General features: G+C 70.5%; 8 protein-coding genes and 1 pseudogene. 2 read left to right on the forward strand and 7 right to left on the reverse strand.

The features are described 5' to 3' along the window. Positions 1-23 precede the first annotated feature (23 nt). From TU30_RS18055 to TU30_RS18065, 3 genes are all read right to left on the reverse strand, one after another. On the reverse strand, positions 24-3,944 hold the full coding sequence (locus TU30_RS18055; RefSeq protein WP_042171222.1) for an AAA domain-containing protein: 3,921 nt from the start codon (positions 3,942-3,944) through the stop codon (positions 24-26). Between the two features lie 6 nt (positions 3,945-3,950). After that, on the reverse strand, positions 3,951-4,382 hold the full coding sequence (locus TU30_RS18060) for a hypothetical protein (protein ID WP_042171224.1): 432 nt from the start codon (positions 4,380-4,382) through the stop codon (positions 3,951-3,953). Positions 4,383-4,480: 98 nt separating this feature from the next. Continuing rightward, positions 4,481-4,990, reverse strand: coding sequence for an ATP-binding protein (locus TU30_RS18065; protein ID WP_042171436.1), 510 nt, complete (start codon positions 4,988-4,990; stop codon positions 4,481-4,483). A 147-nt stretch (positions 4,991-5,137) separates the two neighbouring features. On the opposite strand from TU30_RS18065, the gene TU30_RS18070 reads away from it, so the two are divergent. Then, the gene (locus TU30_RS18070) at positions 5,138-6,001 is read left to right on the forward strand and encodes a helix-turn-helix transcriptional regulator (RefSeq protein WP_042171438.1); all 864 of its coding nucleotides are present in this window, start codon (positions 5,138-5,140) and stop codon (positions 5,999-6,001) included. Then, entirely contained in the window at positions 5,998-6,201 is a 204-nt protein-coding gene (locus TU30_RS18075) for a DUF397 domain-containing protein (RefSeq protein WP_042171227.1), read from the forward strand. Before TU30_RS18070 ends, TU30_RS18075 begins: the two co-directional genes overlap by 4 nt. A gap of 61 nt (positions 6,202-6,262) precedes the next feature. On the opposite strand, the gene TU30_RS18080 is transcribed toward TU30_RS18075, so the two are convergent. The 4 genes and pseudogenes from TU30_RS18080 to TU30_RS37340 all read right to left on the reverse strand — a co-directional run. Beyond that, positions 6,263-11,419: a restriction endonuclease gene (locus tag TU30_RS18080; RefSeq protein WP_042171229.1), complete on the reverse strand. Its 5,157-nt coding sequence runs from the start codon at positions 11,417-11,419 to the stop codon at positions 6,263-6,265. Between the two features lie 13 nt (positions 11,420-11,432). After that, positions 11,433-14,414: a DEAD/DEAH box helicase gene (locus TU30_RS18085; RefSeq protein WP_042171232.1), complete on the reverse strand. Its 2,982-nt coding sequence runs from the start codon at positions 14,412-14,414 to the stop codon at positions 11,433-11,435. An 88-nt stretch (positions 14,415-14,502) separates the two neighbouring features. Further along, entirely contained in the window at positions 14,503-15,885 is a 1,383-nt protein-coding gene (locus tag TU30_RS18090) for a serine/threonine-protein kinase (protein WP_042171440.1), read from the reverse strand. An 83-nt stretch (positions 15,886-15,968) separates the two neighbouring features. Continuing rightward, positions 15,969-16,277, reverse strand: a pseudogene (locus TU30_RS37340) (RHS repeat domain-containing protein); the annotation flags it as partial. Positions 16,278-16,389 lie beyond the last annotated feature (112 nt).

Consider the following 16,389-nt stretch of genomic DNA (forward strand, 5'->3'; position numbering starts at 1 on the left):
CTGGTGCAAGGGGCCTCCCCGGCTCAGTCGAACACCGGTGCCAGGATGTCCTCGCCCGCCAGGATCCGCCACGCGGGCACCCGAACCACACGGCCCACCGGGCACGTCTTCGCCCCGTAGCCCCCGGACGGCAGCCCGGTCAGGAGGTCGCCCCGCGCGTGGGTCAGCCGCAGGTGCCGTGCCGGGTCGATACCGGGCGGCGGACCGAGGTCGATCAGGGCCGCCGTGTTCTGCCCGGCCTCGGTGAACAGCAGGTCCACCGGGTGGCCGCCGACCACCGCCGCCCGCTCCAGGTCGGTGATCCCGCGCTCGGCGAGGTACTGCTGGAGCCGGTCGGCGAGTTCCTCGCGGAACCCGGTCGCCGGCGTGGCCGTCACCACCGGCCCCTCGGCCTCGTCGGTGTCCGCCCCCAGCAGCGCCGAGCGGTCCGCGAGCAGGGTCGGCAGACCGCTCTGCCCCTGCCAGAACGCGTGCGCGCCCACGGTGATCAGCTGGGACTTCGCCCGGGTCACCGCCACGTTCCACAGGTTGACCTGGCTCGCGACCCAATGGGTCGTCCTCGGCGGGGTGTTGTGCGCGGCCACGGGGCTCAGCACCATCACGTCGCGCTGCCCGCCCTGGAAGGCGTGCACGGTGCCGACCCGGACGCGGTCGTCGTCGCGCCACATCCGCGCCAACGCCTCCTTCTGCGCCCGGAAGGGAGTGACCACCCCCACCCTGGCCTCCTGCGGCAGCCGCTCCAGGAGTTCGTCCACCACCCGCCGTACGGCCTCCGCCTCCGCCCGGTTGCGCCAGGACCTCCCGTCGCCGCCCGGCGCCGACTCGCCGCGCGGCACGTCGACCCAGCCCAGCGCCGGCGCCGGGTCGGCCGCCCCCACCGGGTCGAGGGCCGGGACCTGCCGCCGTACGTCGGTGAGCACCTGCAACTGGCCCGCGTAGCAGTAGCCGTTGACGACGTCGGCGATCCTCGGGTGGCAGCGGTAGTGCTCGTCGAGGAGCAGCGCGGAGTCACCGTGCTGCTCGGCCGCGTGGTACGAGGAGTAGACGTGGTAGGTGAGCCGGTGGTCCTCCAGCTGCGCCGCGCTCAGCCCGGCCCGGACCCGCGCCTGCTGTTCCTGCTGCGGTGACACGCCGGGGATGTGCCCCAGCTGCATCGGGTCGCCGATGATCAGCGCCCGGCGGGCCCGGAACAGCAGCGGAAGCACCGACGGGATGGAGCACTGGCTCGCCTCGTCGATGACGACGAGGTCGAACAGCTTCGGGGTCAGTTCCAGCTGCCGCACCGAGTGCGTGCTGACGGCCCAGCCCTTGATGTGCGCCATCAGGTTCTTCTGGCTGCGCTGGAAGCCCGAGCGGCTCCGCAGTGCCTGGAGCCGCTGCTGTATGAGTGCCCGCCCCCGCGTCAGCGCCTCTGCGGACAGTGCCCGCGACAGCTCCGCCGCCAGTTCCGAGAGTGTGCCCGCCGCCTCCAGCCGCGACCGCCGCAGCCCGTCCTCGTCCCATCCCGTGTGCCGGGGGACGAGCGCCCGCACCTCCTGTTCCACGGCCACGGTGTCCGCCAGCGACTCCAGCAACTCCGCCGGCACCGGCCGCCCGGTCGCCCACTCCGGCCACGACGGCAGGTCCGGACGGTCCGGTACGTCCGGGCGGTCCTCCTGCGCGTCATCGGTCGCCGCCGCTACGAGTGCGGCAAGGGCCCGTCCCCGACGCCACGGGCCGAGCAACCACCAGGGAGCACCGGCCACCTTCCGCGCCCGGTCCTCCCAGTGGCTCAGAGCGGCCGAACCGTCGTCACCGGTCGCCGCCCACACCCGTTCCAGGAGCGGCAGCGGCAGTTCCAGCGCTTCCGCCCGTTCCGCGCGGTCCCGGAGCAGCTCCAGCAGGCGCCCCTCCTCGCCGACGTGCCGCGCCGCCTGTGCCCGCAGTCCGTCGGCCGTGTTGCGCGCACTGCGCAACTGCCCGCCCACGGTGGCCGATCCGCGTCGCGGCGCCTGGGCGGGCTCGCCCAGCAGCCCTTCCAGCTTGGCCGCCTCCCGCACCAGTGCCTCGGTGTTGCCCGTCCGCATCAGCAGCCCGGGAGCGATGTCGTCGCAGCGTTCGGCGACGACGTTCACGGCCTCGTTGTTCGTCGAGGCGACCAGCACGGACTGCCCGGCGGCGACGCAGGTGGTGACGACGGCCGTGACGACCTCGCTCTTGCCCGTGCCGGGCGGCCCGGTCGCCACCGTCAGCGGCCGCGTCATCGCCGAGGAGATGACCGACTCCTGGCTCTCGTTGCACGGCCCCGGAGCCACCACGACGACGGACGCGCCCCGCGCGCCGCCCTCGCCGCCGCTCAGCAGCGCGTCCAGGGCGGTGCCGGGGATCTGCCCGGTCCGGGCCGACATCTGCAGCAGGTTGTCCACCAGGGCCTCGGTGGCCTTGGCCTCCACCCCCGAGGGCACCAGCAGGACGGCCGCGTTGTGCGCGCCGGGCCGCAGCGCCTGCATCACCGTCCGCTCGCTGAGCGCGGACGGGTCGAGCGGCTCCAGCTCCGGCAGCCCCAGCGTCTCCAGCAACTCCCGTACGGCGCGCAGCATCTGCGCGTCGTTGCCCTCCTGCCAGGACGGCTGCCAGTGCGCGATGAGGTCGGCCGCGTCGCCCGCGTCCAGCAGTTCCGAGACGACACCCGTGTGCAGGGAGGGAACGCCACTGGGCCGGAGCACGTCCCGGCCCTCCTCGTCCGGGGCCAGTTCCATCTGCTGGATGAGCAGCGGCGCCAGCTCCACCGTCGTACGGCGTCCCCGGGCCCCGCCGTCGTGTACGGGCAGGGTGATCGCGGGATATCCGTACCAGTACTCCTGCTGCGCCCCCGTGTCACCGCCGCTCGCACCGGCCGACCTGCCCTGCGGCTTGGGCAGTGTCCCGGGAGCGGGAAAGACGGCACCCCGACCGGACTGGATGGTCTCCTCGCCCTGGCCCAGCAGGAAGTACTTCGAGCCGCGCCCGCTGTCCCGGTCGGGCCGCATGCCGGCCGCCGACTGAGCGGTGAGGCAGTGCGCGTAGTACCGCAGCAGCCGCTCCCGGTCGACGCCGTCCCGCGCGTCCAGCGCGGCCAGTTCCCGTGCCTTCAGCAGGGCGGGGGACCGCCGGGCCGCCCCGGCCGCGTCGCGCGGCGGTACCGGGAGGCGCACCGGGCGGGCCACCGACCGGGCGAAGGGCAGCTGGTTCGTGGCCCGGATCGTGGACTTGGTGGGGCGCTGCTCCTCCGGTACGCCGTCGCGCCTCATCTGTGCGGTCAGGTACTCGAAGAGGTCGTCGGGTGTGATCCAGCCGCCCTCCTTGATCCGCCCGTTGCGCAGCCCCTCCACGATCTCCCCGGTGAACCGGGACGTACCCAGGCTCGACCCGTCCGGCGCCATCGCGGAAGCGGACTGGAGGGCGTCGGAGGCGGTGATGAAGTACACGCCGGTGGGCCGCAGCAGCGTGCTCGGCGCGGGCCGCGCGGGCTGCTCCGCCGGCCCCTTCGCGGTCCATCCCTGGACGACGGAGCCGCTGGAGCAGCAGTCCAGCAGCACCAGCTTCGAGGCGGCCCGGCACGACTGGAGCATCCGCTCCAGGAACTCCGCCGGGACCGCCGTACCCGGCAGATCGGCCGGGTCGGTGTCCCGGGTCAGGAAGTACAGCTGGTTGTCGTCCTCGCAGAACTCGCCGTGCCCGCTGAAGTACAGCAGGGCCGTCTCGCTGGGCTGCCGCGCGTCGAGGAACGTCTCGACGGCGTGCAGCATCTCCGCGCGGGTCGGCTCGGCGACCATCGCGCAGTCGTTGTACATGCCGATCTCGGTGTTCTCCAGCACCGCCCGCATGTAGTGCAGATCGGCGCGCACGGGTGGCAGGTCCGGGTACGCGTCACTGTCGTACGTGGACACGCCCACAAGCATGGCGAACCGGTCGTTGTCGGTCATGCGGGCTCAGCCCGCCGCGGGGCTGTCGCCGGGGCCGTCCAGCTCCGTGCGGCGGGGCGTCTCACCACCGCCCGCGAGAAACCGTTCGATCCGCTCGTCGTCCTCGCGGGCCTCCTTCCCGGTGATGTGCAGGGTCGCCCCGTCCGGCCGCTTCACGACGATCGTCCGCTGCGGCACCCGGGCCAGCCAGATCTGCACCCCGGCGGCGACCAGAGACCCGGCGCTGATCAGCACGCCGATGGTGTCGGCCGTGAGCCCGCCCTTCAGTGACCCGTCGGCCGGCGCGCCCGTGTCCCGCCGGGGAACGTCCAGCGCCGCCTCGGGATCGGCGTCGGCGATCTGTGTGAGCAGCTCCCGTGCTTCCTTGCGCGCCCGCAACGGGTCCTCGTCGACGACGGAGATCCGGAACCCGGTCCGTTCCTCGGGCGTGGTGGTCACAGTGCGTCCCCTCGATCTGCGGTGTGCCTGGTGGAGGCGTGAGCGGACGACGATAGTTGGCGGGTCCGACAGCGGGCGCGCGTGTTTCCGAAAACCCGTCAGGCGTTGGCGGGAAAGTGGCTGATCGGAGGCGGTGCCTGTGCCTCTGCGGGCAGGCACAGCTCCGCCCACACGGTTTTGCCGGGTCCGTCGGTGCGCGGTGCGACCGCCCAACGGGTGGCCAGCTGGGACACGATGAGCAGGCCCCGCCCCGACTCCTGGTCCCCGGGTGGCTCCTGGGTGGTGAGCAGCGGTACGCGTTCGGTGCGGGTGTCGGTGACCTCGACGCGCAGGGTGCGCGGGCCGCCGGTGGTCTCGGAGAGTCGTAGGTGGAAGTCCCGCCCGGCGACATGCCCGTGCCGTACGGCGTTGGCGGCCAGCTCCGAAGTGATCAGCGACAGCGTCTCGTTGACGTCACCGGTGTAGGGGTGGCCCCACGAGTCCAGCCGGTGGGAGACGAGACGGCGGGCGAGGCGCGCGCCGCGGGTGGACGAGGTGAAGCGCATCGCGAACTCGCGGCGGGTCCGGCGCGGTGCGACCCCCGATGCGGGGGAAGTTTCGGTGTTCATGTGGTCCACGCTGACGTGCCGGTTTTACCGTGACGAGATACGACGTGCACACGGGCGGTAGCTGTACATGAGGTGTCGGTGTGTGTAAGCGAGGCGGTGCGTGACGGTCGGCGCGGGGGCGCGTTGGCCGGGGAGGTGGTGCGGAGCATGAGCGAGGTGGCTGGGTTGGCCGAGGAGGAGTCCGGGGCGGAGAGGGAGGAACGGGAGTCGGGGGCGGGCTCCGGCATCCTGCGGGTCTTCGGACGCCAGTTGAAGAGGTTCCGGGTACGGGCGGGGCTGGAACGGGCCGAGTTCGGGTCCGTGACGGGCTACTCCGTGTCGACCATCGCCGCGTACGAGCAGGGGCGCCGGGTGCCGCCGCCGAAGTTCATCGACCAGGCGGACGAGGTGCTGGACGCGGGTGGGGTCCTCCAGGAGATGAAGGAGGAGGTTGCGCGGGCGCAGTTTCCGGCGTTCTTTCGGGATGCGGCCAGGTTGGAAGGGGAGGCGGTTGAGCTTCACGTGTACGCGACCAAGGCTGTGCCGGGGCTCTTGCAGTCCGAGGATTATGCACGCGCGGTGTTCACCATGTGGCGGCCCTTGCTGCCGGACGAGGTCATCGACGAGCGGGTGACGGCTCGCCTCGCCAGGCAGGAGATCTTCGCTCGGTCGCCGCAGCCCACCCTCAGCTTCGTCATCGAGGAGGCAGTGCTTCGGAGGCCACTCGGGGGCCGGGCGGTCATGCGGGGCCAGTTGGAGCACATCTTGCTCTACGGGCAGCGCCGCAATGTCGAAATCCAGGTGCTGCCAACGGAGCTGGAGGAGCACGCTGGACTTGAGGGCCCCTTCACCTTGATCGAGACGCGGGACGGGCGGAGGATCGCTTACGTGGAGGGATACAAGGACAGCCGCCTGCACACGGAGCGCAAGGCAGTCCGGGAGATCGAGGAGCAGTACGGCATCCTCAGGGCTCAAGCGCTCACCCCGCGCGCATCACTGACCTTCGTCGAGAAGTTGCTGGGAGAACAATGAACGCCGAGAAGTCCTCCGCCGCCGTGCCTGCGTCGGCTTGGTTCAAGAGCAGCTACAGCACGGGCTCGGGCGGCGAGTGTGTCGAGGTCGCTGTCTGCCCCCGCACCGTCCGCGTGCGCGACTCCAAGGACATAGCCCGCCGTGGCCTTGCGGTCGATGCGTCGGCCTGGACCGCGTTCGTCGGCTTCGCCGTCCGGTAGGGCGCTGGATCTGCCCCTGACGAAAAGTCAGGGGCAGATCTGTGTCCGGCGGGCCCGCCGACTACACCTGTACGGCTTCGCGGACGGGTGGTGCCCAGCGCCCGGCGGCGATCTCCGCGTCCAGTCGGGTCTGGAAGTGCGCGTGCGCGGCCCTCATCTCCGCCTCTCGGTCGGCCTTGTAGAAGGGGGCCTGGTAGCCCTCCGGGGGAGGGGTGCGCTCCGGGTCTTCCAGGTGGGCGAGGAGATCGAGGTAGTCCTGCTTGGTCTGGCCGTGACCGTACGTGTTGAAGTCGGCCGCGATCTTGCGGCCGTTCGCGTCGAAGTAGGTCGCCGACTCGTAGTCGTACAGCTGCGGGTAGCGGGACTTGAAGATCGCGGCGAGCTGGTCGGCGGTGATGCCGAGCCAGACGGCGACGAGAGCGTCGAGTTCGACGAGGGCGGCGCGGCGCTCGTGCTCGGTGCGGAGAGGGGTGCTGTACTCCCAGGTTGGCTTGAGGTCGGCGGCGAGGGGCTTCAGGTGGGGCCAGTAGGGGTTGGCCCAGTCCTCGTAACCCGCCCAGCGGGGGTCGAACAGCTCCGTCCAGAGGGGGGCGTAGTGGGTGGTGAGTGCGCTCAGGCGAAGGGTGCGCAGTAGTAGGGCGGGTACTAGGGGGTGCGCCGGGTCAGGGGCGGGCATCTTGCGGGCTTCGGCAAAGTGGAGGTTGGCGTTGCCGGTGATGCGGAGTAGGTAGTCCAGGGGGAGGGCGGCCCAGAAGCCCGCATTGAGCGTAGTTAGCCGGTTGTCCGCCAGGGCCAGGGAGTTCACGGCGTCGATGTGGGCGGGGCCAGGCGGGATCAGGGCGGCTTGCAGGCTGCGGCTGGTGTTGTAGGGGATCAATTTTCGCCAAGCGAGCCGGAAGTACGACGTGGAGGGCCTTTCGAGCCAAGAGTCCTGTGCCGCTAGATACGTTGCTTCATCGGTGGCTCGCACATAGTTGGTTACAGGGACGCACGTGAAGGAAAGCTCCGTCGGTACGAGTGTGTGCCAGTGCCTTTGGTTACGGCAAGGGATCATCGGCTCTTTATAGAAGGGGTTAGCACACGAGAAGTGTGGTCCTTGAAAGATGACATCGTTGAGCGCGGGGACGGCCTGATTGCCCCAGCGGATCAGTCCGTCCTTTTTGGCGCCGCTTTCGTGGTATCCACTTGAGGTCATCGGGTGATAATCGGCCAGGCTGCTGCGATAGGCAGCCAGTGCCTCGATTGCTCCTTGTTCGCCGACGAGGACCGGATACAACAGAGTGGTTTGTGTGGCTCCCCCCCTTGAGCCTGTCAGGGCATGCCAGCTGGCCAGCAAGGCCATGTCGACATGTACCACACGCTCACGGTGTGGCCGGATGTCCCATGAGCTGTTGTATTTGATGCCGGGTGTAGCGCCTCGTCCGTCGTGGTCAAGCGAGTCGGGCAGCACGTCCGCGTCGCGGAGTTGGCTGACGTGCAGAAAGTCCGGTTCCTGCGACGTGCCGTAGATGTGCATTCCGAACTCCTGTGAACGAGAAAGGTCCTCGAATGCCCAGTTCGCCGAGTTCACAAAGTGTGCGTGGACCCGGAGATGCTGATAGGCAGCTGCCCGGATGGAGCCCTCGCGTGCGCCGCCGAAGTGCGTATCCGGGTGAATCATGCCAGCGCTTCCGCGCGGTGCGATGTGCTGCCAAACTTGCGCCATGAAGGCGCGGTAGAGATCGCCTTGGGTCCCGAGGAGAAGCGGAAACGCGACCGGGCTGCCCAGTACGGCTACGGACCCCGCATGGGTGGCCAGTTCGCTGAGGAGAAACCTCATATTTTCGACACAGGTATCCCGCAGGTCTTCTTTGCGTAGCCGCCATTCAGCGGTACTTGGTCTATCGGCTAGAGCGAACCACGGTTCCATTTCAGCCAGAACCAGGTCTTCCTGCCAAGTCGGCCGAACCCAAGGCGGATTCCCCACCTGCAAGTCAAACCCACCCCGCGCAAATACCTGCGCGAACTCCAACTCCCAGTGGAAGAACCCCTGAGCCTTGGCCACATCCCTCGCCGTGGCCGCCCACAGGAACCGGTTCTCCAGTCCCTGGAACCGTTCCATGCCCATCCACTCGGGCAGCTCGTCCTCATAAACAGACAGGTCGTCCAGCGTCTCGAACGCCGACACCAGCGACTCGCCCGGCACATCCTGCGTCCCCAGCAACGCCTCCGCGAAGTCGAGCCAGTCGTCCAGCCCCGCCAGCGGAATGACCTCCCGGCGCTGCCCCTTGACCTGCTCCGCGCGGCGCCCCGTACGGCGGCGCGACACCGAATCCCGCGTCAGCGTCATCTGCTGGGGCTCAGCAGCGAACCCCGGGAGCGCATCCGCCTCCCAGGCCATCAGCACTCCGGAGTCCTCCTCGCCGGCCGCAGCCGATACCCCGGCCGCCTCGAACTCCGCCGCCCGCTCCGCCAACGCCTCGGCCCGCGCGTACCGCTCATCCGTACCGTCCAGCAGCGCGGCGCCCTGCACCGGCCAGAACCACAGCGCACACCACGCGTCCATGAGCGTCTTCAGCCGCCAGTACGGCGTGTCCTCGGCCTGGAGGTCGGCCAGCACCTCGTCCCGCTGCACCGCGACTTCCGGCCGCCGCAGCCAGTCGTCCTCCGCGCCCCACACCCCGATGCGCCGCGAGATGTCCCGCTCCGACAGCTCCAGCCGCCGTACGACCAGGCCCCACAGGTACTCGGCCCGCCGGGCGAGTCCCTGAAGCCGGGCGGTCTGCCGGGCGGTCGGCGATTTGGTGATCGCCTTCCGCCACGCACCCAGCGCCTTCGCGGCCTCCGGAGCGAGCGCCTTCGCCTCCTTCTCGGCGGCGACCGCACCCCACTCCTTCGCCGGGAGCAGGAAGTGGTGCACCGAGCCCTCCGGGAGCGCCGCACCCCCCACCGCGTCCGCCAACGCGAACCGCTCCGGAGTGGTCCCGAGCCAGCCGCCCTTCTTCAGACGGTCGGGGCCGTACACCTCCCGCCTTCCACCGATCAGCGAGTTGCCGCGCCGCAGGTGCAGGCCGAACCAGGGCGCTTCCATACCGGGGTGCATCGTGTTGAGCCACAGCGACACCTCGGCCAGCTCCACGGCCGTCTCGTTGAGGTCGACGCCGTAGGAGTTGTGCAGAGCGATGTACGCCTTGGCCTTCTGGAGCTCGACGGCGTACTGCTCGGTGTCGATCGACCGGCCCCACTCGCTCTGCCGGCGCCGCAGATACTCCGCGGCGACCTGGTTGATCGCCTCGTTGAGGAACGCGCCCGAGCCGAGTGCCGGCTCGCAGATCCGCCAGTTCAGCAGCTCCTTCGCCCGGGTCTCCTCGGTGAGCAGCTGCTGGAGGGCCAGCTGCACGGTGACCTTCGTCAGCGACTCCGGTGTGTAGTACGAGGCGGAGGTCTGCCGGTCGCGGCCGGAGAGGCGGTACACGAACGAGCCCGGGGCGTGGCGCACCCGGACGTCCTCGCCCGTGCGCCGGTCCCGGCGCCGTACGAACACCGAGTCCGGATACTCGTCGATCTTCGACTTGGGGACCAGCCACGAGCCGTCCTTCGGATCGCCGCCCTTGGCGACCTCGTACAGTTCCTCGCCCGCGATGAAGCCGCTGTACGACATCAGTCCCTCGTACACCGCGCCGAGCTGGTTGATGCCGAGCTGGGCGTACGAGATGAAGCCGCCGCGCTCGCCCCGCTTCCCCCGGGTGATCATCAGGCTGTGCAGCACCTGGTACAGCGTGGCGTTGCGCAGCCGGGTGTCGAGGTAGCGCACGGACTCGCCCCTGGCCAGGGCCTCGTCGGAGTCGAAGCGCGGGTCGGGGAGGCTGCCGTTGCCGATCAGCCGGATGGCGTCCCGCTCGAACAGCTTGCTGTGCAGCGGTTCGAAGCGCAGGCCGATGTCCTCGCTGGTCCTGGCGTCTATGCCGTCGACCGTCGTCTCCACGCCGTGGGTGCGGCGCGGGCGGTAGCCGTCCTGGACCTTGCCGAAGAGCAGGTCCAGGGACTCGTAGAGGTAGAAGCCGTTGCGGGCGGTGTCGCTGATGGGCTCGCGGTCGGCGATCAGCTCGGCGAGCCGGCCGAGGCCGTACCCCTGCTGGTACTCGGGGTAGTCGGCCGGCAGGATGCCCAGCTCGGGGCGGGCCTCCGCGTAGAGGAGGAACAGGATCCGGTAGAGGTAGCGCAGCGACTCGCGCGTCAACTGGCGTCCCAAGTCCGTGAGTTCGCCGACGTCCTCGGGGTGCAGGCCCTGATCGCGCAGTCGTTCCAGTACTTCGTTCGCGATGAGTTCGACGCTCTTGCGCAGGCCGTCGCGCAGCTCGCTGGAGACCCCCACCGCGTGCTTCGCGGACTTCCCGACGAGTTCGGAGAGGGGGTTCTCGCCGCCCTCCTCCGGCGTGCGCAGCGAGTCCGCGCCGAACAGCGCGGCCACCGTGTCGAGTTCGCCGCCCGCCCTGGTGTCGTTGCGCTGGAGCGCGATGTCGAGGGAGACGCCGAGGGAGCGTCCCTCGCCCCACACCACCCGGTCCGCGAGGACGATCACCCCGCCGCACAGCAGCAGCACGTACCGGGGAGGTTCCTCGCAGGCGAACAGGAACCTGGCCAGCTTGTCGCCGGTCGCCAGCGAAGGAAGACCGTCGAGGGGCACAGGCTCCAGCAGCCGGCCCCGGCCGTTCTTGTCGAGGGCGGCATCCGGTTCGGCAGCCCAGCCGCAGTCCACTGCGACCAGGCCCTTCTCGGCGTGGGCGACCGGGATCTCACGGGTCTGCCCGGCGCGCACCACGGTGAGCGTGCGCGGCTTGGCGTCGTAGCCGAGGGCACGCAACACCTCGGCGTTGAGCGCCCGTACCCGCTCCCGCCACTCCGAGTCGCCGTAAGTCGCCTTCTCCTCGTCACCCTCCCGGACCACGGGGATGCCGTCCTTGTCCTTGGGGACGGCGAAGAAGGACCGGGCCCGGAAGTAGTCGCGGCGCAGCGCCCGCAACCCCGCGCGGGGGGTGACCGGCAGCTCGTCGGCGCCGGGCGTCGACGCGTCGAGCGCATCGGCCTCCGCGGTGGTGCCTCCGGCGGGCGGCTTCGCCGCCTCCTCGCGGTCCTTCCACGCCTGCAACAGGCCCGACTTGAGGTCCTTCGGGAGTACCTCGGCCAGATAGTGGGCCGAGAAGTAGTCGCCGCGGTTGACCAGGGAGTCGTACGTCATGGCAGTGCTTCTCTCAGAACCGGGACGGGGACGTGGCCGGGGCGGCGAGGAAGACGAGCGGCGGGCCGTCGTCGCCGTCCCTGCGGTCCGGGTCCGGCACGAGCACCGCGAGGACCCGCAGCAGCGGCCGGCCCGTCGTCAGCAGGGAGTCGGCGAGATCGGCGAGGCGCTCCTTCGTGCGCTCCCCGGCGAGGGTGGGCTGCCGCCAGGTGCCGAGCCGCCGCTTGTACTGCTCGATGGGCTCGCGCAGCGGTTCGTCCCAGGCGTCGCGGTGCGTGTTGAGGAACGCCTCGGCCGTGTCCAGGACGTGGGGGAGGGCCTCGCGCAGGGGCGTGGGATCGCGGTAGCGCCGCTTGTTCGCCATCGTGGGACCGACACCGCAGCGGCGCAGCAGCGACACCATGTCGTCGTCGACCAGGCCTTCCCCGCTTGCCTTCCGCCAGGTGACGCCCATCCACTTCACGACCGTGGGCCTGCCCAGCTTGTTCGAGTACACGCCCTGGACGAGATAGACGGGCTCCGCCACGTTCGCCGTGATCATGGGGGCCTCCTGGCGGCCCATCCCGACCAGGACCTTGTCGGTGAGCCACTCGACGACCGGGTGCAGGTCCGTGAGGAGGGAGATCTCCGGCCAGCTCGACGTGGACGACTCCCGGGCGCGCTGGAGGGAGTGTTCGGCGAGGCGGCGGTTGAACGTCACCAGCATGCGCTCGCGCAGCCGCTGCTCGCGCAGGTAGTCGCTCGGGAGCGCCTTGAGGCGGTGGACGAGTTCCGTCGGCGGGCGGAACGAGAGCAGCCCGGACTGCTGGTCGCGGTCCAGTTCCAGCAAGGTACGGGCGTCCGGGTACACCTCGCGCAGCGCGTCGTCCAGGAACTGCGCGGTCGAGTCGAAGAGCCGGGGGAGCACGGGGCTCGCGGCGCCCCGGCCGCCCGGCGACTCCGTACCAGGAGCGGGAGCGGAGCCGTCGACTTCTGTGGGTTCCGCCGGTGGCGCCTCCTCGCCCACCGGGCCGAAGAAGTCCGCGAGGAAGTCGTCCAGCCCCGCGTCCTGATCGTCCGCGCCGGAGCGGCGGGCGTCCAGGGACTCGTCCACCGTCCGGCCGCGCAGCAGGTCCTGGATGAGGGACTTCTCCTCCGCCTCCGCCCGGTACAGACCGGTCACCGCCTCCGCCGTGCCCAGGGAACGGTGGGCCTGGTCCTCACGTTCCAGCAGCCGCTCGGCGACCACCGTGTCGTCCTTGGCGCCCTCGGCCTCACTGGTCAGGATCAGCGCACGGAACTCCGGGGGCCTGGCCTGCCCGTAGCGGTCGATACGGCCGTTGCGCTGCTCGATCCGGATCAGCGACCACGGCACGTCGTAGTGCACCAACTGATGACACTGGCGGTGCAGGTTGACACCCTCGGAGGCCACGTCACCGGTCACCAGGACCCGTACGGGCGTGTCGGCCAGGCCGAACTCCTCGACGCAGGCCATCTGCTGCTCGTCGGAGAGACCGCCGTGCATGATCCGGACGCAGTCACGGGCGGCCCGGCCCTTGAAGCCCAGTGCCGTGGGCAGCACCTCGGCCAGCCACTCCAGGGTCTGCACGCGCTCGGAGAACACCACGACCCGCTCGTCGGAACCGGGCCCGACACCGATCTCCTCGCGGAGCTGACGCACGAGGGCGGCGAACTTCGCCGAATCCGCCTCCGTCAGGTCGGCGGCCAGTTCCGACAGCCGGTAGAGGGCCGCCAGTTCGGCCGCGGTGCCCTGCGGGTCGTCCTTCTTCTCCAGGGTCTTGATCCGCGCGGAGACCGTGGCCCGCAGCGCCGCGTGGGACGACAGGAACGACTTCAGCAGCGTGTACGGGAAGAGGGGCACCGAACTCACCGAGGTGCCGCCGTCACCGGGCAGCCAGACGGCCGCCAGCTCCTCGAAGACCTTCTCCTCGGCGGGGGTGGCCGGGCAGTGCACGGAGTGGGAGGGGCCGCGGTCCGCCCACTGGCCCTTCATCTGATCCCGCACCTCGGGGCTGATCTTCGTCCGGCGGATGAAGAGGTGCTCGATGTCGGCCGCGCGGTAGCTCTCCGGGTCCCGGATCGCCACCGGGTCCAGCAGGCCGATCAGCTCCGCGAACGACTTCGCGTCGCCGTTGTGCGGGGTCGCCGACGCGAGGATCAGGGCGTCGGTGCGGGGGGCGAGGGTGCGCGCGAGCTGGTTGCGCAGGGAGCCGCGGTTGATCAGGTTGTGCGACTCGTCGATGACGACCGCGTCCCAGCGGATCTGCTCCAGATGGTGCCGGTACTGGTCGGTGTTCTTCAGGGTGTCGATGGAGACGATGACCCGCTTGAACGAGGTGAAAGGGTTGCGGCCGGCCGGGATCTCCCGCTGGATCCGCTCGATGCCGACCGAGTCCAGCCGCACCAGCGGGATCGCGAACCGCGTCCACAGCTCGTGCTGGAACTGCTCCAGCACGTGCTGAGGAGTGACGACCAGGATGCGTTCGCCCCGGCCGCGCCGGATCAGCTCGGCCAGCGTCAGACCGATCTCCAGGGTCTTGCCGAGACCCACCACGTCCGCGATCAGCAGCCGCGGGCGGAGGTTGGCGCCGGACAGAGCCAGCTCGGCGGGGCGCCGCTGGTACGGCAGCGGGTCCATCAGGAACGAGTCGGCCAGGGCGAGCCGACGCTCCGACTGGGGGAGCGCGGTGCGTCGCAGGACCGCCTCCAGGAACAGCCGGGAGCGCCGGTAGTTCGGGGAGTCGTCCATGACGAGCGTCGTCTCACGAGGGTCGAGCAGCTCGATGCGGTCCAGGCCGGAGAAGAACACGGCCTCCTGGTCACGGACGAACTCCGACACCCCGACGACCTCGATCCGGGTACCGTCGTCCTCCGTCGGCATCGAGCTCCTGACCAGCCACTCCTCGTCCCGCACGACCACCTGGGCTCCGGCCGGGTACTGATCCTGGCCGGTCGTGACGCCGCTCTGCTCCGCACTTGTCTGGACGGCGGTCACCCGTGGCCTCCTGAGGCGGTTCGGTCGTACATGGTCAGGCCCCCCCATCAGGGCCCGCCCATTATCGCGGGTCGCAGGGGCGTACGGGTCAGAAGGGGGTACTGGCCGCGTATGCCTCACGCAACCGCTGCGCGGTGATCCGGGCCTGGGCGGAATGCCGCAGGGAACGCCGTCGGACGCTGCTGTCATCGCCGCCCGGGGTGCCCCGGCCCGCCGGGCGGAGCGAGGGCCGCGCGCTGTCCCGCTCCGCCGTTCTGTCTGCCGGCGGCTGTCCTGCTGCCGGGGAGGCGGGCGCGCCGTCGGCCGGCGGGGGCGCGGGGGTGTCGCCGCGGGCGAAGAGCAGTCGCGGATCCGTGGGCGGCGGCACCCGGGCCGGCGGCTTCGGCGGCGTGGGCGGGAGCACCTCGGGATCCTGGCGGCTGGGCCGGAACCCGCTCGGCTCCTGCCGGGCCGGCCCAGGCGTTGCCATGCCCGGTTCCTGCCGAGGGGGTGGAGCGTCGACCGGGCCGTCCGACGTATGCGCTCGCGCCCGGGTCGCCGACCCCTCCGTATTCGGGCGGCTCACGGCGAGCAGGTCGTCGAGGACGTGAGCCGGAGCGGCCGTGTAGTTCGTGAGCCTGCGCCGCGCCTGGGCGATCTTGAGCCCGTGCGCCTCGATCAGGGCCCGGCACCGCCGTACGGCATCGTCGAGCGCGGGCCGGTCCTCCGGACGGTGGGCCAGCATCTCCGTCAGCAGCGGCGCGAGCTCCTCCGGTGCCCCCGAGAGGTCCGGCGCGATCGTGGGATCGACGACCTGGTGGAACAGCAGATGGATGGTGTCGGCCCGGTAGGGAGCATGCCCCGAGCAGGCGAACAGCAGCACGGCACCCAGCGCGTACACGTCGACCGCGGGAGTGAGGGGCCTGTCACCGTTCGCCTGCTCGGGCGGCATGCAGGAGGGAGTGCCGACCACCGTGTTGGCCGCGGTCAGGGACACGCTGGACTCCGCGAACACCGCGAGGCCGAAGTCGATCACCTTCGGTCCGTTGGGGCCGAGGAGCACGTTGGCCGGCTTGAGATCGCGGTGCAGCAGCCCCTGCTTGTGCACCGTCGCCAGTGCCTCCGCGAGCGTCGCGCCCAGCGAGGCGGTGAGCAGGGCGTCCAGCGGTCCGTGACCGGCCACGTGCCTGCTGAGGTCCAGCCCTTCGACGTACTCGGTCGCCAGCCACGGCGGGTCCGCCTCCGGGTCGGCGTCCAGGAGGGCGGCGATCCGGGCGCCCCACACCGTCTTGAGGATCTCCACCTCCTGCGCGAACCTCAGCCGGGTCTCGGAGTCCACGACGGACGGCTTGATGACCTTCACGGCGGCCGGTTCCCCACCCGGCGACTCCCCGAGATACACCTGGCCCATGCCGCCCTGCCCGATCCGTCCGAGCAGCTCGTATCCGCCCAGCTCGGCAGGGTCGTCGGGGCTGAGGGGGGCGATGTGCACGAGGGTCCTCACAATCGGGACGGCTGCCGGGGCAGGTGTTCATCGGCACGTTAGACCACTTCGTGCCGTGGAGGTCGGGTCTCTCAGACCGGATACGCCGTATGGATATGGCCGTCGCGGACGACGACTTCGACGTCTCTTGTCTCCCGCCCGCTGCCGTTGATGCCCACGGGCTCGCCGTGTTCGAAGCGGTGCAGGTGGCTGTCCTGTCCGGCCCTGGCACGGGGCCTTCCGCCGTTCGGCAAAGTGATCCACCGGGGACGGTCGGAGGCGTCGTGCTCGCAGGTGGTGACCGTGCCGTCGGGGCGGACCACGGAGATGAGGTTGCCACGCACGTCGTAGCTGAAACGGGACGTGTGGCCGAGCGGATTCGTGCGTGAGAGCAGCCGGTTGTACGGGTCCCACTCGGCGTGGGTGGTGTTGCCGAGCGGGTCGGTCTGGGCGACGACCTGTCGGCGCTCGTTGTACCGGTAGGGGGTGTGTCAATTTAACGGCTGCAGCATA

It is taken from the genome of Streptomyces sp. NBRC 110035 (genome assembly GCF_000829695.1).
GTDB lineage: Bacteria > Actinomycetota > Actinomycetes > Streptomycetales > Streptomycetaceae > Streptomyces.

Excerpts from the sequence above, each read along its gene's own strand:
- TU30_RS18055 (WP_042171222.1), bottom strand. The coding sequence starts at position 3,944 with ATGACCGACAACGACCGGTTCGCCATGCTTGTGGGCGTGTCCACGTAC.
- TU30_RS18065 (WP_042171436.1), bottom strand. The coding sequence starts at position 4,990 with ATGAACACCGAAACTTCCCCCGCATCGGGGGTCGCACCGCGCCGGACC.
- TU30_RS18070 (WP_042171438.1), top strand. The coding sequence starts at position 5,138 with ATGAGCGAGGTGGCTGGGTTGGCCGAGGAGGAGTCCGGGGCGGAGAGG.
- TU30_RS18075 (WP_042171227.1), top strand. The coding sequence starts at position 5,998 with ATGAACGCCGAGAAGTCCTCCGCCGCCGTGCCTGCGTCGGCTTGGTTC.
- TU30_RS18080 (WP_042171229.1), bottom strand. The coding sequence starts at position 11,419 with ATGACGTACGACTCCCTGGTCAACCGCGGCGACTACTTCTCGGCCCAC.